This is a genomic window from Campylobacter sp. US53, assembly GCF_004378995.1.
Classification (GTDB): Bacteria; Campylobacterota; Campylobacteria; order Campylobacterales; family Campylobacteraceae; genus Campylobacter_D; species Campylobacter_D jejuni.
In genome coordinates this window covers 63,561-86,285 of record NZ_RYYH01000002.1, presented here as the reverse complement: position 1 = coordinate 86,285, position 22,725 = coordinate 63,561, and the positions used below count along the sequence as shown (strand labels likewise).

Sequence of the window (22,725 nt, the reverse complement as noted above, 5' to 3'; positions counted from 1 at the left end):
TTACTCCATAAATCTTTTAAAAAGTCGTTCATTTTGCAGGCGTAATTCTTCATAAGTACCGCAAAATCCAACTTTTTTATTTTCTAAAATGATAAAGCGATCGAGTAAATTTTTCATACTTTCTTTATCATGTGTAACCAAAATGATATTTAAATCAAAACTTTTTTTTAACTCTAAAACCAAATCGTCAAATTCACGACTACTATGAGGGTCAAGTCCTGAAGTAGGTTCATCTAAAAAAAGCAATTTACTATCAAGTGCTAAAGCTCTAGCAATTGCCACTCTTTTTTGCATACCGCCACTAAGTTCGCTTGGAAATTGTTTTAAAACACTTTCGTTTAAGCCTACCATTTTTAGCTTCATTAAAACCAGTTCTTGTATGCTATTTTCATCTAAATGAGTGTATTCTTTTAAAGGAATGGCGATATTTTCATAAACATTAAAAAAGCTAAAAAGTGCAGCAAACTGAAAAACCACACCCCATTTTTTACGCAAAGTAAGTCCATCTTCTTCGTTGATATTTTTAAGTTTATAGCCTAAAATTTCATATTCTCCACCATCAAAATGTTCAAGCATAAGCATTTGTTTTAAAAGGACGGATTTTCCACTTCCGCTACCTCCTAAAATACCAAAAATTTCGTTTTTTTTGATTTCAAAACTTACGCCATTATGGACAATTTTTTCTCCAAATTTTGTAATGATATTTTGTGCTTTAATAACCATTTAAATTCCTGCAGAAGTTAAAATAACGGAGAATAAAGCATCAAAAGCTATCACCCAAAAAATAGCATTTACAACGCTTTTTGTTGTATAAATTCCTATGCTTTGTGTAGTATTTTTTACCTCAAAACCACGAAAACAAGCAATAAGTCCTATTAAAAATCCAAAAATAGGTGCTTTTGCAAGTCCTATAAAGATATGTTTTATATCGACAGCTTCTCTAAAGCGTCTTAAAAATTCGACAAAAGAAATATCAAGATTTAATTTTGCAACCATCATTCCACCTATAATACTGATTGCATCGCTAACGGCAACGATTAAAGGCATGGCCACTACCAAAGCCATGACACGTGGAATAATAATAAATTCAAAAGAGCGAAAACCCATAGTATTCATAGCTGCAATTTCATCAGTAATTTTCATCACTCCAATTTGTGCGGTATAAGAACTTGCGCTTCTTCCTGCGATCACTATGGCAGCGATTAAAGGTGCAAGTTCTCTAGTGGCTGAAATTCCCATCAAATCCACTATGAAAATATTGGCTCCAAATTGTGCGAGTTGATAAGCAGCCTGATAGGCTAAAACCACTCCTACTAAAAGAGCAGTTAAAATAACTATAGGCAAGGCTTTAAAAGCAGAATTTTCTATATGATATAAAAAAGCAATAAAGCGAAAATTTTTAGGATTTTTAAGGCATAAAAAAAGACTTGTGAAAAAAGCTCCTGTAAAATTGATGAATTTTCTTAAAATTTTTAAAAGTTCTAAACTTAATTTTCCAAGATCGATAAAGTATTCACTGAAATTTTTATGTGATTTTTTTGTTTTGCTTAGTCTTTGGTAGTTTTTTTCACAAAGTTCAAAAAGGGTTTGAAAGCTTGAATTTAAGCCTTCTTTGGTGATTTTAATATTTTTATCTTTAAGATCATTTTCCAAAGCAAGGAAAAATCTCACTCCAGCGGTATCGATTGCTTTTAGATCTTTAAAATTAAAAATCACTTCCTTGCTTTGAATCAAAGCTAAAAAATCTTTTATTTTTAACTTATAAATGCTTGTTTTATCCCAAATTCCAAAGATAAAAAGAGTGTTATTTTGAAATTTGAAATTTGTATTCATTTTATTTGCTAAGGATAAAATTTACAAGCTTTGAAACGCTAAATCCAAAGTGTTCAAACACATCTTTGTCTTTACCACTTTCTCCAAAACTTTCTATGCCATACACTTTGTGGCAAAATTTATAAAGTTCATTAGAATGCGCTGCTTCAACGCCTATAACTTCACCTTTTAACAATCTTTCTTGATAAGCTTTATCTTGTTTTTCAAAAAGTTCAAAACAAGGCATGGAAACAACATTACAAGCAAAACCTTGTTTTTCAAGTTCGTTTGCACTTTCTAAACAAAGCCAAACTTCACTTCCACTTGCTAAAAGTGTAAAATTAGCATCTTTGCTTTCTTTGAGTAAATACGCTCCATTTTTTACATCTCCAAAAATAGGTTCATTTAGAGCTTTGAGTTTTTGGCGTGAAAGCACAAAAGCACTCGGTATATCAGCATTTAGGGCTATTTGCCAAGCTTTGACATTTTCTACCCCATCAGCAGGCCTAAAGGTTAAAAAATTTGGCATAGCTCTAAAAGTGCTAAGTTGTTCTATAGGCTGGTGTGTTGGGCCATCTTCGCCCACGCCTATGCTGTCGTGTGTGAAAATAAAAAAATGTTTGATTTTCATTAGGGCTGCTATTCTTGCGGCAGGTTTTAAGTACTCACTAAAGATGAAAAAAGTTGCCGAAAATGGTAAGAAAATTCCATATCTTGCAAAAGCATTGTTAATCGCTGCCATAGCGTGTTCTCTGATACCAAAATGGATATTTTTACCTTTTACAAAGTCTCCCATACCGTGAAGTTCTGTTTTATTTGAAGGGCCTAAATCCGCACTTCCACCTAAAAATCCTTCTAAATTTTTAGCTAAAACATTTAAAATTTCACCATTGCTATCTCTTGTCGCAAGATCTTTTCCTTTAAAATCAGGATAAGCTATCTTGCTAAAATCAGGGTTTAATAGCCTTTCTAAAAGTTCTTTTTTACCACTTTTTTCAAGCTTATCTTTCCATTTTGCTTCTTCTAAATCCCCAAGTTCTACAGCACTTTCAAAGCGGATTTTGCTTGCTTGTGGGATATGAAAACTGATATTTGGATCAAAACCTGCTTGTTCTTTGGCTTTTTTAATCACTTCTTCACCCAAAGGTGCGCCATGGCTTTTATGACTGCCTTCAAGCTCTCCTGCACCCTTTGCTATAGTTGTTTTTGCGATGATAAGACAAGGTTTTGTGGATTTTTTAGCTTGTTCTAAGGCTTTATTAATTTCTTCATAATCATGTCCATTTATACTTAAAACTTCAAATCCTTGTGCTTCAAAACGCATTTTTACATTTTCATTAAAGGCTAAACCTACATCGCCTTCTATGGAGATATTGTTGCTATCATAAATGAGTATGAAGTTATCAAGTTTGTGAAGTCCTGCTAAAGAACAAGCTTCATAAGAAATGCCTTCTTGTAAATCTCCATCTCCGCAAAGACAATAAATTTTATGATCGATTAAATTGCTACCTAGTAAATTTTGTGCTTTTTTTGCCGCCATAGCAAAGCCTACAGCATTGGCAACGCCTTGTCCTAAAGGACCTGTAGCGATTTCTACTCCAAGAGTTGAAATTTCAGGGTGTCCTGGGGTTTTAGAATGAAGTTGGCGGAAATTTTTAAGATCTTCTAAGCTTAAATCATAGCCACTTAAATGTAAAAAACTATAAAGCAAAGCACTTGCATGTCCGCCTGAAAATACAAGTCTATCACGGTTTAGCCAAGTGGGATTTTTAGGATTGTGTTTTAAATGATAACTTAAAACACTTAAAATATCTGCTAAGCCCAAAGGTGCACCTGGGTGTCCTGAGTTTGCTTTTTGCACCATATCGGCACTTAAAAATCTTAGAGTATTTGCCTGTTCTTGTAAAATTTGAATGTCCATTTTTTACCTTTATAAGTATTGAATTATTAAATTTTGTATCATTTGTGCGAGTTTTTCATTGAGTTTTTCTAAATCTTGTTCGCATTCACTAAGAAGATTTTCTTTTGTTTTTATAGCTTGTTCAAGTCCAAGCAAATTGACAAAAGAATTTTTATGAATATCGTTATTAGTAGGCTTTCCGCTTTGTTCTTGACTTGTGGTTACATCGATAATATCATCATTGATTTGAAAAATCAGTCCTAATTTCAAACCAAGTTTGTAAATTTGATTGCTTTCTTCGTTGTTAAGTTCGCAAATTTCACAACCCATTTTTAAAGCTGCAGCGATTAATCTTGCGGTTTTGTGTGTATGTAAAAACTCAAGTTCATTTAAACTCAGTCTTTTGTCTTCAAAGAAACAATCAATAGCTTGTCCTATGACCATTCCATTAAGTCCTGCATTAAAGGCAAGGGTTTTGATGAGTTTGATTTTGATTTCATCTTTTAAATGAGCATGACTTAGAACTAAAAAAGCTTCAGTATTTAAAGCATCGCCCGCTAAGATGGCTGTAGCTTCATCGTAGCTTTTGTGTAAGGTTGGAATTCCTCGTCTAAAATCCGCATTATCCATAGCGGGTAAATCATCGTGTATGAGTGAATAAGTATGGATAAATTCCAAAGCTAAAGCCACATCTAAAGCTTGATTTAAAAGTTCAGGTTTATTGCTTTGTACTACGCTTAAAAGCAATTGTGCACGAAAATGCTTTCCTCCTGCTTTTAGCATAAGAGCTAAAGCTTCATTAAAAAAAGGATGAAAGCTTTCGACTTTAGGTAGATTTTTTTCTAAGTGATGGATAAAAAGTTCTTTTAAATTCACTTAGTAAGCCTTATGAAAAATTGAAATTTACCATCGCCACCTGAGTTGGCATTTCCGCCTAGTTCATTGTTGAAATTTGATAAAGGTAATTTAGTACTTTTGCGTTCAATTAAGATGCTAAAGTCATTACCAGCGCTTAAAATATTTTGTAATTCTTTAAAATTATTTAAAATAATATTATTAACGCGTAAAATTTTATCTCCTACCATAAATCCTGCATTTGATGCTTTTGATTTTGGATCTATTTTAGTTACAACAAGACTAGTATTAACCGTTAAACCAAGATTGCTTGTGAAATTTGTAATTTTTGGTTTTGGTTTAGAATCAGGAAGATTAAATTTGCTCAAATCTTTTGCAAAAACTTCAGTAGAAATATTTAAATCCATATTATCACGCAACACTTGAAAATAAAGAGTGCTTCCGCGATCTGCAAAAAGAATTTTTTCATTGAGTTTTCTTAAATCATTGGCGGGCAAGCCATCAACACTTATAACTTGATCGTTGATTAAAAATTGTGGATTTTTTCTTACATTGTTAACATAAATTTTATTTTCTCGAACAACAAAATCAACGCCAATATCCCCCCAATAAACATCGTTATATTTCATAAAATGTTTTAAATAGCGATTGCCTATAAAAGAGCTATTATTTAAAGCAATCCCCATCATTTCACAGCATGGAGTCCCTAAAAGTCCTATTTTAGAATTAAAATCAAGTTGATCTTTTTCATCAATATTTTGAGCTAAATACTTAATATGCCCTATATAAGGTTTATTAGGATCCCAAATTCCAACCCAATCATTACGAGTAAGTTTTTCTTCATCACCCATAGGAGTAGGGATTAGGCTAAAGTCAGTTCTTACAAGATATAAATTTAAAAATGGATCGTATTTTACATATTTGTTAAGCTTAGTATTAGGCTGTTTTAACACAGCAAGTAAATTTTCACTGAGTGCAAAAGCTGGCATTCCTTCATAGTTGAGCATGCTTGCCTTATTTCTTTCATAACCTGCTAAAAAATCTTCAAATTTAGGTCTTTCTATACCAAAAGACAAAGTAAAAAGCATGCAAATAATTAAAATTTTTTTCATAATTTCATACCTCCAAAACCGCCTAAAACATCATTCGCCATACTTGAGCGATTTTGCGCAACCATGGCTAAAACATCATTAATTGCAGAAATAAGTAAAATTTGCAAGGACTCTTTATCTTCAAGTAAAGAATCATCAATGCTAACATCGATAATCTCGCCTTTTCCGTTAGCACTTACTTTAACAAGTCCTGCTCCACTTTTGGCGCTAAATTCACGATTTGCAAGTTCTAGTTCTATATTTTTAGCTTTTTCTTGAACTTGATTCAAAAGTTCACCCATTTTAGAAAAATCCATATTTTCAAACATTGATTATCCTTGATTTTTTAAAATTTCATTAACAACTACTTTATCACTAAAAGGATATTTTATCCCTTTAATTTCTTGAGTAGTTTCATCACCTTTGCCTAAAATAACGACTAAATCGTCATTTTCTTTTAGTTCTAAAGCTTTTTTTATGGCTTCTTTTCTATCTTCTATCGTTAAAACTTTTTCTTTTTTAGCAAAGCCTGATAAAATTTCTTCCATGATGGTTTTTGGTTCTTCGCTACGTGGATTATCACTTGTAATGATAGCAATTTTTGCAAAATGTTCGACGATTTTTCCCATTAAAGGGCGTTTGGTTTTATCTCTATCTCCACCTGCTCCAAAAACAACGATGAGTTTTTTATTTTTAAGAGTGTCAAGTACTTTTTCAATGCCATCAGGCGTATGAGCAAAATCCACGATCACACCTTTTGCTACTTGTTCTACTCTACCACAAACCCCGCCAAATCCACTGATAGCTTTTTCCAAGTCTTTTAAATCAGGCTTTACGAGTTCATTCACACAAGCACTAGCAACTAGAAGATTGTAAAGATTAAAAAGTCCTAGCAAGGGCGAGTCTATGTGAAAAGTTTGATTTTTATTTGTTACAATAGCACTAATGCCTTCTTCTAAAGAATAAGCTTTGATTTGATATAAAGCAGGATTTTCTATGCCGTAAGTAAAAGCGTTACGCACATTAAATTTAATAGCCAAAGCATCTTTGTTGATAAATTTTAAACTCTCATCGGTAAAAAAAAGTTCTTTTGCTTCTTTGTAATTTTCAAAAGCACCGTGAAAATCTAAATGATCTTGAGTGATATTGGTAAAAATTTTAGCAACAAATTTTAAGCCTTCGATACGGTTTTGAACGAGTGCGTGTGAGCTTACTTCCATGATGAAAAAATCACATTTTTTTTGAGTGGCTATTTGTAGGTACTCTAAGGTTTTAAGAATAGGGGAGGTGGTTAAGGATTTTTCATCAATTTGTTCATCGTTGATAAAAGCTCCTCTTGTCCCGCAAAGCCCGCATTTATAACCTAAATCCAATAAGATAGAATAAATCGCTGCTGCGGTTGTGGTTTTGCCATTGGTTCCTGTGATTCCTATGATTTGAATCTTTTTATCGATTTTTAAAAGTTTTTTACACTCATTTACATCGATGATTTTTGCACCTTTTTCTAAGGCTTGAGCGTGAAATTTAGCATTTTGTGTGGTTTGTAAAAAAAAGCATTCTTTTTCACACTCTAAGGTATTATCTGTAATGAATGAATTTTCAAGTTTTAATTTCACTTTTAAATCCTATGAGTTTTTCTTGGAGTTTGATAAATCTATCATTTGCCCAAAAATGAGGCATAACATTTTCTATATAATTTAAAGTCATATCTTTATAGCCATTATCAAGTAATTTTTCCAAAAAATCTAAAAAATCATCACGATTATCAATAACTAATTTAGTGCTATTAATGATATTTTCAAAACTTTTTTGAAAGCCAAGTTCTTCTTCGCTTTTTAAAAAATCTTGATAATTTAACGCATGCCCATCTTCAAATTCGTTTTCCTGTTTGTTTTCTTGTTTTTTAAATTCAATTGTACTTAAAATTTCTTCTAAGTCTTTATCAATGCTAGAGATTTTGTAATGTTCTATATAAAAATCAAAAAGTAAAGAAGCTTCTTTAGGAGATTTTAAAGCAAGATCGCAAAGGCAGATAAAATTTAGCAAGCGTTTATTTTTGCGTTTTTCATAAGCCATAGAAAAATACATTTTTGCAGTTTTAAAATCTTTCTTGTAAAAATGTTCAATTCCAAGTTTTTTATAATTTTGCAAATTCGTCTGCTCCGCCGTTTAAATTGATTATAGTGATTTCTGGATGAATATCAATCTTAAGTTGCCTTTCAAGACCGTATTTTAGCGTTGTTCCACTCGATGCACAGCCTTTACAAGCTCCTATTAAATGGATATAAACGATCCCATTTTTAATTCCTAAAAATTCAAGCCCTCCGCCATCACGCTCAAGCATAGGCAAGCTCTTTTCTAAACTTGCTTTAACAGGATTTATAAGCTCTTCATCACTAAAAGGCATCATAATTTATCCTTAAAAATTTTTATATACTTTAGCGTGATTGTGTTTAAAAAAAGGTAAATTAAGGCTTGAAATTTAAATAAATTAAAAAGGTTCGTCACTATCTTGTACGCTAAATTCTAAATCATAAGCTGTAAAGTTTTTGTTACCAAAAATTCCATTTAAGTTTCTAAATGATTGTTGCAGAATTTCTTCGTTTTTTTCATATTTTAAGAAGCTTAAATATTCTTTTAAAAAATTATTTAATTCTTCGGTATTTAAATTTTTAATTAAAAGATTTAAATTTTTATCAATAAGCGTAAAAAGTTGTTTTTTTAATGCGAGTGTAGAATTTTTAATTTTTATATTGTTTAAAAAAGCTAAATTAACCTTGCAAACACCTAACAAGAATTCACTATAGTTTAAATTTTTTCGAATATTTTTACTTTCAAATTCTCTAATATCACTATCTTCATAACCTTTTTTTTCTAAAATTTTATCCAATAAAATCTTATGCTTAAAGCAAACACTATCACTAATTTGCTTAAAATCGTTACATATATCTGGATACTGTTTTAAAAAAGCTATAAGTTCTAATTCTGCAATGTGAATTTTTTCTTTAGGAAAATTGTATTTATTTTGAGAAATTAAAGGGGTTTGTATGGTTTTTTTTGAATTTTGTGATAAGATAATAAATTTTTCATCTACTTTTAATAAATTTGAAACTAAACTAGTGTAAGAATTTGCCACTAAAGGTTCAAGATTAAAGGTGAATTTTTGTATAGTTTCTAAAGCTTTTTGTCTATCAAGAGCAGAAATTATGGAATGGGTGGATATTAAGCGCCTGATATAAAATTCGCCAAGCTCTATTCCTTCATCGAGTATATTATGGAGTTTTGTGCTTTCATTTTTTGCTACGAGCTCGGCAGGATCTTTTCCGCCTTGCAAAATTGCCACTTTACCGTCTATTTTGTTTGTGCTCAATAAAAATGCAGATCGTGTCGCAGCTTTTAATCCTGCTTCATCATTATCAAAACATAAGATCACTTTTGCTTCATAACGACGAATTAAAGGTAGATGATGTTCGGTTAATGCTGTTCCAAGAACTGCTACAGCATTGTTAAACCCTGCTTTGTGAAAAGCTATTGCATCCATGTAACCTTCACATACTATTATTTCTTTTTTTTTGGCTATATTTTCTTTAGCGATGTTAAAAGCATAAAAAATTCTACTTTTATCAAAAAGTATATTTTGAGGTGAATTTACATACTTTGCCGGTACATTGGGATTTAAAGTACGCCCTCCAAACCCTACCAATAAGTCTTTATGATCGTAGATTGGAAAGGTGATACGCCATATAAAACTTGCGTAAAATTCATTATTTTCATCTTTTTTTAAAGCTCCAACACTCACAGCATCTTCTAAAGGAATTTTTTGATTTTGCAATAATCTTATACTATCTTCACTTGCTCCTGCAAAACCTAATTCGAATTTGGCTATATCTTTGTCATTTAAAGCTCTTTGGTAAAGATAGGTTAAAACTTCTTTGTGGTGTTTGAGATTATCTTTAAAATACGCATTTAAGCTTGGTAGTATAGACTTTAGCTCTTTTTTATTTTCTTGTTTTTCTTTTGTATAACTCAAAGTAAAATTACTGAGGCTTGCAACTTTTTCAACTGCATCGGAAAAACTTAATTTTTCATAATCCATTACAAATTTAAAGGCATCTCCACCAGCTTTGCAAGCAAAACAATGATAAAAACCTTTGGTAGGATTGATATGCATAGACGGGTTTTTATCTGCATGGAAAGGACAGATACACACAAAACTAGAGCCTTGTTTTTTTACTTCAATATAATTTTCTATAATATCGACAATATTAAGTCTTTGGGATAAATTTTCTATACTTTCTTTAGTTATCATTTTACAAACCTTGTTAAAATTATACAAAGATTTGGCTATAATTTGGCATAAAATTTTTAGAGCGAGACTATGGATTTTTTCTTTGTAGAATACAGAGACCCTTTAGTAGGGCTTATAATTTTAACCATTTTAGTATTTGTTGTAGCTGTTGCAAATTATATTTGGAAAATATTTGCTAGCAAAGATGAAGAACAAAAGCTTGAAAAATTTATAAAAAAATTTGAAATGGATAACGTTCATAAAGAGTTGTTAAGAAATAGTAGCTTGAGTTTTGGAAATTTAAGTTTTTTGGCCGAAATTTTTACTAAAAGCGGGGAATTTGAAAAAGCAACTCAAATTTATTTGATTGCTCTTGAAAAATGTAAAGATAAACAAGAAAGAGAATTTATTTTCCTTTCTTTAGCAAAAGTTTATTTTAAAGCAGGATTTTTAGAGCGTGCAAAAGAAGTTTTATTACAAGCCTTAAAACTGCGTCCAAGAAATATACAAGCCTTAAAACTTTTAAAAATTGTTTATTTAAAACTTCATTCTTATAAAGAAAATTTAGAACTTTTAGAATGTCTTTTTGAGCTTAATGAAGATGTACAAAAAGAGTATGATTTTATCAAAGCTTTAGAACTTTGTACTTTTAATATCACTGATGAACAAAAAAAGAAAAAACTTTTAGAATTTAAAATAGAAGATAATCCTATGTTAGGGCGTTTAGTTTTTGAAAAATATCATATGTTTTTAGGGCAAAATTTTTTTGATATTTGTGATTTGCTTTATAGAGAAAATGAAGCGTTTAATTTAGAAAATCAAGATTTTTTAGAATTCTTTTATGCTTTGGGTAAAATTTCAAAGCATGATGATACGCATCAGTTTGTTTTTAAAAATTCTAATTTTAAAATGTTAAAAATTTTAAAAGATAATTCTTTTAATGCGGGGTTGGAATTTTCATATCGTTGTTCTGAGTGTAAAAATGTTATACCTTTGTTTTTTTATCATTGTCCTGTTTGTTATGAGTTTAATACTTGTAAAATTATTTATGAAGTGAAAAACAATGAAACACATTGAAATTTATACAGATGGCTCATGTCTTAATAATCCAGGTTTTGGCGGATGGGCTTATATTTTGCGTTATAAGGAGTATCAAAAGGAAGGTTTTGGAGCTGAGGCTAATACCACTAACAATAGAATGGAGCTAATGGCAATTATTGAATCTTTGAAGGCTTTAAAAGAGCCTTGTGAAATTTCGCTTTTTACAGATTCTAACCTAATGGTTCAAAGTATTAATGAATGGCTAGAAGGATGGATAAAAAAGGATTTTAAAGGTAAAAAAAATATAGATTTATGGAAGGAATATATTAAAGTGGCAAAATCTCATAAGATTAAGGCTTTTTGGGTAAAAGCACATAATGGACATTTGGAAAATGAAAGGTGTGATACATTGGCGCGCGAAGCTGCTTTGAAAATTGCAAGGGAAAATGATGAAAAACATTGAAAAACTAGAGCAGAGTTTAACTTATAAATTTAAAGATAAAAATCTTCTTATACATGCTTTAACCCATAAAAGTTTTAAAAAATCTTACAACAACGAACGCCTGGAATTTTTAGGTGATGCCGTGCTTGATTTAGTTGTGGGTGAATACCTTTTTCATAAATTCGCCAAAGATGCCGAAGGAGATTTATCTAAGCTTAGAGCGGCTTTAGTGAATGAAAAGTCTTTTGCAAAAATTGCAAATAGTTTAAATTTGGGCGATTTTATTTTTATGAGTGTTGCTGAAGAAAACAATGGAGGAAAAGAAAAGCCTTCTATACTTTCAGATGCGTTAGAAGCCATTATAGGTGCTATACATTTAGAAGCCGGGTTTGAGTTTGCAAAAACTATTGCTTTAAGGCTTATAGAAAAAAATTTCCCTCAAATTGATGCAAAAATTCTTATAAAAGATTATAAAACAAAATTACAAGAGATTACACAGGGAAAAATCGGACAAACTCCGCAGTATGAAACAGTGCGTGCTTTTGGTCCTGATCATTTAAAGCAATTTGAAATTGCTTTAATGCTTGATGGTAAAGAACTTGCAAGAGCTATTGCAGGAAGTAAAAAAGAAGCACAACAAATGGCAGCAAAAATTGCACTTGAGAAATTAGGAGCTTTATAGTGAATACATTTGGTACGAGATTGAAATTTACAAGTTTTGGTGAGTCTCATGGTGTGGCTGTTGGATGTATTATTGATGGAATGCCTGCTGGAGTTAAATTTGATGAAGAATTTTTACAAAATGAGCTTGATAAACGCAAAGGCGGAAGTAAATTTGCAACACCAAGAAAAGAAAGTGATAAAGCTCAGGTTTTAAGCGGGGTTTTTGAAGGATATACAACGGGTCATCCCATAGCTATAGTAGTTTTTAATGAAAATGCTCATTCTAAGGATTATGATAATTTAAAAGATCTATTTCGTCCTGCTCATGCGGATTTTACTTATTTTTATAAATATGGCATAAGAGATTATAGGGGTGGGGGTAGATCAAGTGCTAGGGAAAGTGTTGCTAGAGTGGCTGGTGGTGCAGTTGCAGCGATGCTTTTGCGTGAATTTGGCATTTGTATTCAAAGTGGTGTTTTTGGAGTAGGAACTTTTGTATCAAATTTGAAAGAAGAAGAATTTGATTTTGAATTTGCTAATAAAAGTGAAATTTTTTGCCTTGATCCAAAACTAGAAAGTGACTTTAAAAATGAAATTTTAAATGCTAGAAATTCAAAAGATAGTGTAGGTGCTGCTGTTTTTACAAAAGTTAGTGGTATGCTTGTGGGACTTGGAGAGGTTCTTTATGATAAGTTAGACTCTAAATTAGCTCATGCTTTAATGGGAGTTAATGCTGTTAAAGCAGTCGAAATAGGCGAAGGTATTAATGCAAGCAAAATGCGCGGATCGTGTAATAATGATGCTTTAAAAGATGGAAAGTTTTTAAGCAATCATAGCGGAGGAATTTTAGGAGGAATTTCAAATGGAGAAAATCTTATTTTAAAAACTTATTTTAAACCTACTCCTTCTATTTTTGCCAAGCAAGAAAGTATAGATAAATTTGGCAATAATTTGGAATTTGAACTCAAAGGTAGGCATGATCCTTGTGTAGGTGTTAGAGGAAGTGTTGTAGCTAGTGCTATGGTGCGTTTAGTTTTGGCTGATTGTTTGCTTTTGAATGCGAGTGCGAATTTAAACAATTTAAAAAATGCTTATGGATTAAAATAAAAAAAGCCCATTTTCATGGGCTTGATTGCAATATTTTGAAAAGATTCATTGTAATATCGTCTATTTTTTAAGATTTTTTATTAAATGTGTAAAAAAAGAATGAAATTTATTTTTTTATTTTTTTAATTTAAAAATATTGATAAAAATTACTATATTTAGTATAAAATAATTAAAATATTATTTTTTAGGAGGGGTTTATGGAATTCAATAAAAAGAAAATTGTTCGTTTATCGTTAAATTTAACGCTTCTTAGTGCTTTATTTCCTTGCGTATTACTATCAGCAGATTTACGTCAAAGAAATGGCAATATTATTGTTTCAAGAACCACTGATATGGTAAAATCTAGCAATAATACAGATGTAATTAATATTAAAAATCCAAATAAAAATGGGGTTTCGCATAATCAATTTGAAGATTTTAATGTTAAAGATGGGGTTATTTTTAATAATAGCTTAATTGATGGCAATTCTCAAATTGGTGGATGGGTAAATAAAAATCCTAATTTAAAACAAAATGCCAATACTATTATTAATGAAATTTTAAGTAAACAAGCTTCTAATATTAATGGTCCTGTTGAGGTATTTGGAAAAAGTGCTAATTTAATTTTTGCCAATGAAAATGGTTTTAGTGTTAATGGAGCAACTTTTTTGAATACTAAAGGAGTTACTCTTAGTGCTGGTAAATTTAATGAAGATTTTACAACAGAAACAACAAGCAATGGTAGAATAGATATTGGAGAAAAAGGCGTTGCAGTTGATGGAGATTATTTCAATGTAATTAGTCGTAGCATAGGTATTGCCGGTAATATTGCTCATTATCAAGCAGGAAAATACTTATCTAATATTAATTTTATAGCTGGACTTAATAAAGTAGATTTAAGCAATAGCAATATTCCTAACATTCTTGCTTCAAGACAAACAAATGATAAAATTGATTATGGAATTGATGGTAGGAATTTAGGTTCTATGTATGCAAATACAGTTACCTTTGTTAGCACAGAAGAGGGTGTTGGTGTAAGACACACCGGGATTATAAGAGGTCTTAAAGATATTATTGTCAAAGTCAATGGCAAGGCAGAATTTCAAGCTCTTGGCGTAAATCAAGGAGGAAGTATTGATGTAAATGCTAGAGATATTACAACTTCTTTGATTGACGCAGATAATATGAGATTAAATGCTGATGGAAAAATCATTAATGAGGGATTATATAGAGGTAAAAATATCAAGATTGATGCTCAAGATTTTGAAAATGCAAAACAAACTCATTTTAATAAAGAGACTAAGGATGTATTTAAAACTAATGTAGAAAATTCACAAATTGATACTGATAATTTAGATTTGCATACTAAAAATAAAACGGCCAATTTTGGTTCTATAAATACTTTAGGTGATGCGAAAATCAATACAGGATCTTTTGAAAACCAAGGTAAAATTTCGGCAAATAAAGATGTATATTTAACTTTAAACAATGATGATTTTGCTAATCAGGGAAAAATTTTTAGTCAAAATAATATTTATTTACAAGCTAATAAAAATTTAACCCTCAATAACGGTAATTTATATGCAAAAAATTTACTTGATATTAAAAGTTTGGGTGATTTATATATTAATTCAAAGCTTGAAAATTCTTCTTCAATAGGACTTGAGGCAAAAGATATTTTTAATAAAGATCTTGTTGCTAGTGGAAAGGATTTAACTCTTAATGCGAGAGGGAGTATAATCAATGATGGATATTTCTTGGCACGCAATGATTTGAAAGCAACTGCTTCGCATATTACCAATAATTCTACTTTTAATAGTTTAAATAATGCTTATTTAAATGCCGATATTATTGATAATAATGGTTTGATTGTCGCTAACAAAGACATTAACATTGAAGTAAAAGAATTGAATAATAATGCAAGTTTAACAGGCTCTATTCAAAGCTCTGATGAAAAAATTAAAGGTAATGGTTGGGCTAATTATGGTGATACACTTTTTAAACGTTGGAATATGGAAGTTGGAATTGATAATTTAAAGTATGTTAATAATTTAGATGCTAAACAAGCTTCTATTCAAGCAGGTGGGAATGTCAATATCAATACTACTTCAAAAAATAAATCAGCACAAATTAATAATAGTGGTAAAATTATAGCTCAAGGTAATATTGTTTCTTATGGAAATATTAATAATAAATCTTTAAGTCAAGATCTTAATATAGAAGATGTTTTATCTCATGTTAAACTAGATGGTTTTTTTGCTAAAGAGTATTTAGGATCTTGGAATACTAACTGGACTGATTATTTTACCAAAGGCGGTAGCTTGCTTGACGCTTTAAAATACTTTGCAAGTAATAAATCAAAAGATCATCAACGAGAATCTGCTTGGAATGCTCTTAAAGATGCTGCTGCTCATAATGAGACTTTGCATTTATATTTTTCTTTATTGTTTGGCAGTGACTATGCTTCAAAAAGATTTGTTCCAGACCCAAGTCAATGGAATCATGATGCTAAAATTGTTTTTAAAGCAAAATCTGAAGCTTTAATAGCATCTAATGGAAAATTAAATTTAAATTCTAAAGAATTTAATCAAGGTTTGGTAAGTTCTTTTGATGAGAATTCTGCTTTGATAAAATCTCATTTAGAAGATGCAATAAATAATAAAGATTTAGCTTCGCAACTGATACCAGATATTGCTAATTCTGGATTGTTTCATTTTACAAATACAAAAAATGGAAATATTTCTTATCAGTATACATCAGATTCTGTAGCAGTGGATGCAGATAAGTATTTTGGATTTAAAGATGTTGCAAAAGAATTTAAAGATAAAAATTTAGATGATGCTACTGTTGTAGGGGATTCTTTCTTTCAAAATCAACTTATTAAAAATATGTATGCAAAATTGGGTATGCATGGTGCTTTAAGTGATGAAGATATTAAACGACTTCTTGAAAATGGGGTAAAATACGCTAATGGGCATGGTTTGAAACTAGGCCAAGGATTGGGTAAAAATCAAACGACTGATGATATGATTTTATTTGAAAAAGTTGATAGAGATGGAAAAACAGTCTTTGTTCCTAAATTTTATTTTTCTCATAAAACTTTAGAGGCAAATAAAGGTGGAGTAAATATTGTTGGAAAAAATGGAGTTGATATAAATACAGATAAATTCGATTCTTCATTAGGTAATATTGCTTCGGAAGGTACGGTTAATATCAATGTTAATGATAAAATGAATTTACATAGTTCAAGCGTAAGTGGAAAAAATGTTAATATCCAAGGTAATGAAGTTAATATAGATACGCTTTTGGGCGTTGATGAAAAAGGTTCTCATAGCTCCATCAATAAAGGTCAAATCAGTGGAAAAGATACTATTGTTATTAGTGCCAACCAGGATGTAAATGTTAAAAATAGCAATGTTGTGGCAGATTCTGAAAATTCTAAAATTACTTTACATTCCAAAGATGGAAATATTAATATAAGCAATGATTATGCTAATTCATCATCTTTTAAAAATACTAATACAGATGTTGAAAATACTAATGCTTTACAGACAACAGATAAAGTTTTAAGCTCAAATTTTAAAGCAGGTAATATAGATATTATGTCTAATAAAGATATTAATATAGTAGGTAGTAATGTAGATGCAAATCATGAAATTAATATTAAGGGTAATGATGTTAATATAAAAGATGCTCATGAAAAATCTAATGTTACTTTTGATGGAATACGATATGGAACAGCATCTATCTCTTATGAAAAAGGTAATTCAGAAATTACTAAATCGATTGGTAGTAATTTGAATTCAAAAGGAGATATTAAAATTGATGCTAAAAATAATATAAATGTTGTAGGTTCTAATGTTAAAGCTGAAAATTCAGTTAATTTAAATGGAGAAAATATTAATATAAAAAATGGAGAAAATAAAATTTCTTCTTCTTTAGATTCTTCAACTCTTAGTGCATTAGGATATAGATATGATTCTGTAAGTAGTGACAGCTCTTTGGCTTCTTCATCTAATGTTGAAGCAGGTAATTTAAATTTACATGCAAAAAATAAAGCAACTATTACAGGAAGTCATTTAGACGGTAAAGATATTAACATACATGCTAACGAGGTTGATTTTGTAGCAGCAAAGAATCAAAATCACATGCAAAGTAATTCTTCAGCTATAGGATTCTTTGGTGATGCTAATATAGGATTAGGTGGACATGAAGTCGTCGCAAAATATAGTTTTACAGATCAAATATCCGGTGCTGGTCAAACATATGATGGTAATTTTAGAGGATCTAGTACTTTAGGTTCTTCTGAAATAGGAATAGAATTTGCTAAAACTCAAAAAACAGAAGATGAATCTTCTTATCTTTCTAGTTCAGTTAAAGGAACAAATATCAATATTGAAGCAGATGACACTTTGGATATAGGTGGAGGTAACTTTGAAGCAGATAAAGATATTAACTTAAAAGGAGGGGAGATTAAAAGCACTAAGTATGAAAATACTAAAACTGAAGATAGTACAAGATTTGGTATTTATAGCAAAGAAAAACTTGAAGCAGGTGGTTTAGCAGTATCTGCTCTTAATCAGGGGATTGGTAATCTTAGTAATGATAAAGGGTCAAATTATGTGGTACCAACAGTTCAAGCTCTTTCAAATACTCTTGGTGTGTTTCATGATAATATTGCAGAAGCAAGCTCCGGCGAAAGTATAGGTTTTACGTTTGAGAAAGAACATGAGCAAAGTTCTAAAGAAAATACCACCCATGTTAAAGCAGGAGGTAAATTAAATATAGAAAGTACAAAAGGAGATATCATTTTAAATGGGACTGATGCTAAGGCAGATGAAATTAATATCAAAGCAAAAGATAATTTTATAACTAATGCTGCAAAATCAAGCTCTTCTTCTTCAGGTGTTTCTTTTGAAATGGAAATGGGCAATAAAAGAGTAGCAGGATATAATGTTTTTGATGGAGGAACCGCTGGAGGTGAAATTGAGTTTTCTGCTGGAGGATCACGTTTTAAACAAGATGAAGCTAAATATTATAATTCTAATTTTGATGCAAATAATGTTAAGATTACTACAGGAAAAGACACCACATTAAATGGTGCCAATATAAAAGCTTCTAATAACATTGATTTAAATATAGATGGAGATTTAAATGTTAATTCTTTAAAGGATCAATTTCATTCAGAACAACGTAGTGGTTCCTTAGGTGGATCTGTAGGGTTAGATTTATCGTCAAATCATGTTATTTCAGGAGAATTTTCAGGGACAATTGGTATAGGATATGCTAAAACTGATAACCAAGCTGTAGAAACTCAAAGTGGTATTAGTGCCGGTAATGAGTTAAATGGTCGTGTGAATGGAGATTTATCATTGGAAGGAGGAATTTTAAATTCTGATGTTAAAAAAGGAAATTTATCGCTTGGTGGAAAAGTTACAGGGTCTAATATAGATGTTCATGAAAAAAGCGATGGAGCTAATGTTGCATTAACTGTAGCGACAGAGCATGTTTATAAAGGTAATATTGATTTAAATGATCATATTGATAGGACAGGCAAAATTAACTCTGCAATGAATATCAATATTAATGATAAAAAGGATTATGACTTGAGTCAAAATACTCAAAATACTCAAAATACTCAAGATCATTCTTGGAGTGGTGGAACTATGAATATTGGGATTTTTACTCATAAAATAAAAGATGGGGTGGATCATTTTATTCATGCTGGTTCCGATTCTCATCTTGATCACACATCAAACTCAGAACCAATTTTTAATCAAAATGATAAATAAGGTTATGAGTGCGATTTGTTAAAATTGTATTTTTGCTTATGAGTCATCTTTGTTTATTGCAGGCAGATGACTCTACAAAAATGTTTAATTTACTAGATAAAAGACAACAGCAATTGCATATACAAAAAGAATTTAATGAGTTAGAAAAAAAGCAACAGAAAAAAGAAGATGAGTATTCAAAAAATGAAGATTTTGAGTCTCAAATTTATATTTTTAAACAAATTCGATTTAAAAAAAATGATAAGCTTACTATGCAAGCTGAAAGTATTTTAAAAAGATACATAAACAAACCCTTAAGAGTTGGTGATATTTATAATATAGTTAAAGAGCTTACCAATTTTATTATTTCAAAAGGTTATTCAACCTCTAGTGTAACTATTGATGAAATAGATTGGCAACATGATATACTTTTTCTTGATTTAGAATACGGTTTTGTAGGAGAGATATATCTTAATGGAGATAATAATACAACAAGATTAGATTTTGGTATGCCTTTGAAAAAGGGTGATAAATTTAACATTTATGATTTGGATACAGGAATAGAAAATCTAAATAATGGCGCAAGAGATGTTAAAATTGCTGTAAAAGCTAATGAAAATTATGGTTATTCTGACATATTTGTTAATCTTGAACCAAAGTTACCTGATTTGATATTAGATTTTGATAATAGCGGTTCTAAGGCTAAAGGAGAATACAAAGCTAGCACATATCTTTCTTTAAGTAATGTTTTCAATCTAAATGATTCTATACGATTTGGTTTTATTAAAGGATTATTGAAAAATATGAGTCAAAATCGAGAAAATGTTTATATATTAAGCTATAACTTACCTATACAAAGTTATCAATTATCGTATTCTTTACAATATAGTGATAATAGAAATTTGATAGCAGGATATGATGATTCTTTTATAAACAATAAAGATACAAGTTTAAGACATAAAATTATGTTAAAAAAAATTTTACATCGTACAAACAAAGATAAATTTTCAATTTATGTTAATGTAAATATTAAAGATGATATTAATGAAATTAATAATTTTCGCTTAGAGAGTTCAAGTGGTAGATATTCAAATATTGTTAGTGGTGTTGAGTATTCAACAGTAGCATTTAGCGGATTTTTATTTGTAAATCTGGAATATGAAAAAGGAATTCCATTTTTAGGTTCTAAAAGGGACTCTAGAGATTCTTTATATAAAATTGAATTTAATAAAGTAAATTTTAATTTAAGTTATCAAAAAAATTTTTATATAAATGATGATATAGCATTTTTATATCAAAATAGTTTTGGTGCAAGTTATTCTAATGAACCATTGTTATATTCTAATAAATTTTTAATAGGTGATGAATATACGGTTAGAGGATTTAAGGAAAGTTCTGCTGCTCTTGATTATGGAATGTATAGTAATAATACAGTTTATTTGCAATTTTTAAATGCTTCTAAATATTTAAGAAAGCTAGAGCCTTTTATTGGAATAGATATGGGTTATGGTAGAGATTATCTTTTGCCCAATAAAGACTTTTTAGCTGGAGTTGCTTTTGGATTTAGATATAATTTAAATCATTTTTCTTTAAATTTAACAGCTTCGAAAGCTATACATAAATCTTCTAATATGCCAAGCGAAACAATTCCTATTTATCTTAGAGCCTCTGTATCTTTTTAGTTTTAAGAAATAAAAAATGGACTAATTTCTTTTTTGTCTTCAAAGGCTAAGTTTTTATAAATTCGGTTTTTAAATTTAAGTTCATAACTTTTTCCTGTTTCGTGTTTAGTATAGGTAAGGGCTATTTTTAAGGCAAGTTCTAAGTCTTTTTCTGAAATTTTTTCATCTACCAAAGAGTAAGCTCCGATTAAATCCCCAAGTTCTATTACTTCATATTTAGGAGTTTTTAAACTTTTTAAAAGAGTATTTTCAAGTTCATTTCTACCTATGATCATTTTAGCTCCATTGGGCAATCTTAAATGACGACCATATTTTAAAAGTTGTGCGTCATTAACCTGCATATCTTTGTCAAATTCTATGAAATCTCGAATTTTTTTAGCAAAACTATCAAGAGTTAGCAAACAACCTCCACCTGGGCTTTCAAAGTCTTCCAAACCAAACTTAGCTGCAAGTTCAAGTTGTCTTTTGCGACTTCTTCCGCTAATATCTTCGAGTTTTTCTCTATCTACCCAACCTTCTCTTTCGGGTTTGGTTAGAGGTAGGTTTTTTGCACACATAGGACGCAAGATCAGATCCTCTTCATCAAGGGCAAGTTTTTTAACCTTTGTCATCGCATCACTTCTTTGACTCATAGGGCGTTGTCCTAAAACTTCTCCTGTGATGATAAAACTTGCATTTTCTTCTTTTAACATAGCAAGAGCAGTTTTAAACATAAAAGCATGACAATCTATACAAGGATTAAAATGTTTGCCATAGCCATATTGTGGATTAAAAAGCACCTCTTGAAGATAGGAGTTTCTTACATCTATCATTTCAAAATCTGCACCTACCATTGCCGCACGCTTTTTCATGATTTCGCTTTTATCGCTTGTGCTTCCAAAACCTATATTGATATTTAGAGCTTTAACTTCTATGCCTTGTGTAGTGATGAGTTTCATTGCAAGCATGCTATCAAGCCCACCGCTAAAAAGAGCTAATGCTTTCATTTATTCCTTTCTAAGATAATAAATTTTTTAAAATTTTGTCGATTATAAAAGGTATAATTTTAACTAAAAAATCTTTAAAATAAGGATTAAAAGTGTAAAAATAATTTTGGTTTTAAGCATTCTGAGTTCTTTTTCTTTTGCAAATTCTTGTGTTAACTACAAGCAAGAACTTAAAAGTGTAATTCTTTAAAAAATTCACATGAGAGAAAAATGTGTCGTTTAGGTTTATTTGTAAAATGTAAAAAAGGATAAATAATGAAAATCGATACTTCTGCTAGTGTAACTCATTCTTTAACTAATAATGTTGATAAAAAAGAGCTTAGCGTATTAAAAAAAGAAGATCAAGATAAAATTCCCGTGCAATTAAATAGCAATAGTGTTAAGGTTGTTTTTGAGAATAAGCAAGGTGAACTTTATAGCTTTAAATTTAAGTGATGAAAATTATTAGTGGTTTACAAAAATTTCGGTTCTTATACGAATTATGTTGCTAGAAATGATGGTAGTATAAGGCTTAATGGCGAGTCAAATCAATTTGTTTCAAATTGGTTTGAAAGTGTAAAAGATAATTTTGGTTCTTTAAATTCAAATTTAAATAATAAACAACAAAGTGTAAAATTAAATTTTAATACAAGTACCCTTCAACAAAGTATGCAAAATTTAGGCTTTAAAACAAGCGATGAAAAAATATCTGATGATGCAAATATAGAAGAAAAATTAAATTTTTTTTATTGATAAAGATGTAAATAAAGATGGTAAGATTGATGTTAGTGATGTTAAAGAACCTAGCATGAGAGAAATTTTAAGCGACATTAGAAGCATCAGGTGGTGGAGCTAATACTATGAAAACCATAGATCCGCAAAAAATCAATAAAAAAGATGATAAGGAAAATAATATCAAAGAAAAAGAAGACGAAGATTTGCTTCAAAAAGTCCAATAAAAGGTTTAAGTGCTGATGAGCAGGTAAAGCTTGAGGCTAGTAATCCTGAAGAATTTGAAAAACTGAAGCAAAAATCTTTTCAAGAATTAAGTCAGAATTTAAGTCAAGATTTTCAAAATAAAATTGAAAATCAAGAAGCACAAATTGTAGATAAGAGAGTGTAGCAAATT

At 30.1% G+C, this 22,725-nt stretch carries 17 protein-coding genes and 2 pseudogenes; 8 read left to right on the top strand and 11 right to left on the bottom strand.

Annotated features, from left to right (window positions below; translation table 11 throughout):
- The 10 genes from ELQ05_RS02555 to dnaG form a co-directional block, all read right to left on the bottom strand.
- A complete protein-coding gene (locus ELQ05_RS02555; protein WP_070300793.1) occupies positions 1-723 on the bottom strand; it encodes an ABC transporter ATP-binding protein in 723 nt (240 codons plus the stop codon).
- Positions 724-1,833: an ABC transporter permease gene (locus ELQ05_RS02550; RefSeq protein WP_134239922.1), complete on the bottom strand. Its 1,110-nt coding sequence runs from the start codon at positions 1,831-1,833 to the stop codon at positions 724-726.
- Between the two features lies 1 nt (position 1,834).
- The gene (gene tkt, locus ELQ05_RS02545) at positions 1,835-3,733 is read right to left on the bottom strand and encodes a transketolase (protein WP_070316582.1); all 1,899 of its coding nucleotides are present in this window, start codon (positions 3,731-3,733) and stop codon (positions 1,835-1,837) included.
- A gap of 9 nt (positions 3,734-3,742) precedes the next feature.
- Entirely contained in the window at positions 3,743-4,588 is an 846-nt protein-coding gene (locus ELQ05_RS02540; protein WP_070316581.1) for a polyprenyl synthetase family protein, read from the bottom strand.
- Positions 4,585-5,679: a PDZ domain-containing protein gene (locus tag ELQ05_RS02535; RefSeq protein ID WP_002862279.1), complete on the bottom strand. Its 1,095-nt coding sequence runs from the start codon at positions 5,677-5,679 to the stop codon at positions 4,585-4,587. The genes ELQ05_RS02540 and ELQ05_RS02535 overlap by 4 nt, the downstream gene beginning before the upstream one ends.
- Positions 5,676-5,987 carry a YbaB/EbfC family nucleoid-associated protein gene (locus tag ELQ05_RS02530; RefSeq protein WP_002851172.1) on the bottom strand — a complete coding sequence of 104 codons (312 nt, stop codon included), beginning with the start codon at positions 5,985-5,987 and terminating at the stop codon, positions 5,676-5,678. Before ELQ05_RS02530 ends, ELQ05_RS02535 begins: the two co-directional genes overlap by 4 nt.
- Before the next feature lie 3 nt (positions 5,988-5,990).
- Positions 5,991-7,274 (bottom strand): UDP-N-acetylmuramoyl-L-alanyl-D-glutamate--2,6-diaminopimelate ligase, encoded by a 1,284-nt coding sequence (locus tag ELQ05_RS02525; protein ID WP_070316580.1) that lies wholly within the window; start codon positions 7,272-7,274, stop codon positions 5,991-5,993.
- A complete protein-coding gene (locus tag ELQ05_RS02520; RefSeq protein ID WP_002855727.1) occupies positions 7,258-7,809 on the bottom strand; it encodes a hypothetical protein in 552 nt (183 codons plus the stop codon). Before ELQ05_RS02520 ends, ELQ05_RS02525 begins: the two co-directional genes overlap by 17 nt.
- Entirely contained in the window at positions 7,796-8,068 is a 273-nt protein-coding gene (locus ELQ05_RS02515) for a NifU family protein (RefSeq protein WP_002871253.1), read from the bottom strand. Before ELQ05_RS02515 ends, ELQ05_RS02520 begins: the two co-directional genes overlap by 14 nt.
- Positions 8,069-8,149: 81 nt before the next feature.
- Positions 8,150-9,967 (bottom strand): DNA primase, encoded by a 1,818-nt coding sequence (gene dnaG, locus ELQ05_RS02510; RefSeq protein ID WP_070316579.1) that lies wholly within the window; start codon positions 9,965-9,967, stop codon positions 8,150-8,152.
- Positions 9,968-10,036: 69 nt separating this feature from the next.
- On the opposite strand from dnaG, the gene ELQ05_RS02505 reads away from it, so the two are divergent.
- The 6 genes from ELQ05_RS02505 to ELQ05_RS02480 all read left to right on the top strand — a co-directional run bounded on the left by ELQ05_RS02505 (position 10,037) and on the right by ELQ05_RS02480 (position 20,631).
- Positions 10,037-11,023, top strand: a complete 987-nt coding sequence (locus ELQ05_RS02505; protein ID WP_070316578.1) for a CDC27 family protein — start codon at positions 10,037-10,039, stop codon at positions 11,021-11,023.
- Positions 11,010-11,450, top strand: coding sequence for a ribonuclease HI (gene rnhA, locus ELQ05_RS02500; RefSeq protein ID WP_002851277.1), 441 nt, complete (start codon positions 11,010-11,012; stop codon positions 11,448-11,450). The genes ELQ05_RS02505 and rnhA overlap by 14 nt, the downstream gene beginning before the upstream one ends.
- Positions 11,437-12,111, top strand: a complete 675-nt coding sequence (rnc, locus tag ELQ05_RS02495) for a ribonuclease III (protein ID WP_070307044.1) — start codon at positions 11,437-11,439, stop codon at positions 12,109-12,111. Before rnhA ends, rnc begins: the two co-directional genes overlap by 14 nt.
- Positions 12,111-13,199 carry a chorismate synthase gene (gene aroC / locus ELQ05_RS02490; protein WP_070316577.1) on the top strand — a complete coding sequence of 363 codons (1,089 nt, stop codon included), beginning with the start codon at positions 12,111-12,113 and terminating at the stop codon, positions 13,197-13,199. Before rnc ends, aroC begins: the two co-directional genes overlap by 1 nt.
- Before the next feature lie 197 nt (positions 13,200-13,396).
- Complete coding sequence (locus tag ELQ05_RS08500) at positions 13,397-18,970, top strand: hemagglutinin repeat-containing protein (protein ID WP_088303412.1); 5,574 nt, start codon at positions 13,397-13,399, stop codon at positions 18,968-18,970.
- 8 nt (positions 18,971-18,978) lie between these two features.
- Positions 18,979-20,631: a ShlB/FhaC/HecB family hemolysin secretion/activation protein gene (locus ELQ05_RS02480; RefSeq protein WP_079862118.1), complete on the top strand. Its 1,653-nt coding sequence runs from the start codon at positions 18,979-18,981 to the stop codon at positions 20,629-20,631.
- A gap of 2 nt (positions 20,632-20,633) precedes the next feature.
- Here ELQ05_RS02480 and ELQ05_RS02475 read toward each other — a convergent pair whose 3' ends face one another.
- A complete protein-coding gene (locus ELQ05_RS02475; RefSeq protein WP_088303410.1) occupies positions 20,634-21,617 on the bottom strand; it encodes an MnmA/TRMU family protein in 984 nt (327 codons plus the stop codon).
- Between the two features lie 85 nt (positions 21,618-21,702).
- Here ELQ05_RS02475 and ELQ05_RS02470 point away from each other — a divergent pair.
- Positions 21,703-21,869, top strand: a pseudogene (locus tag ELQ05_RS02470) (hypothetical protein).
- Positions 21,870-21,872: 3 nt separating this feature from the next.
- A pseudogene (locus ELQ05_RS02465) lies at positions 21,873-22,719 on the top strand (hypothetical protein).
- Positions 22,720-22,725: the final 6 nt, after the last annotated feature.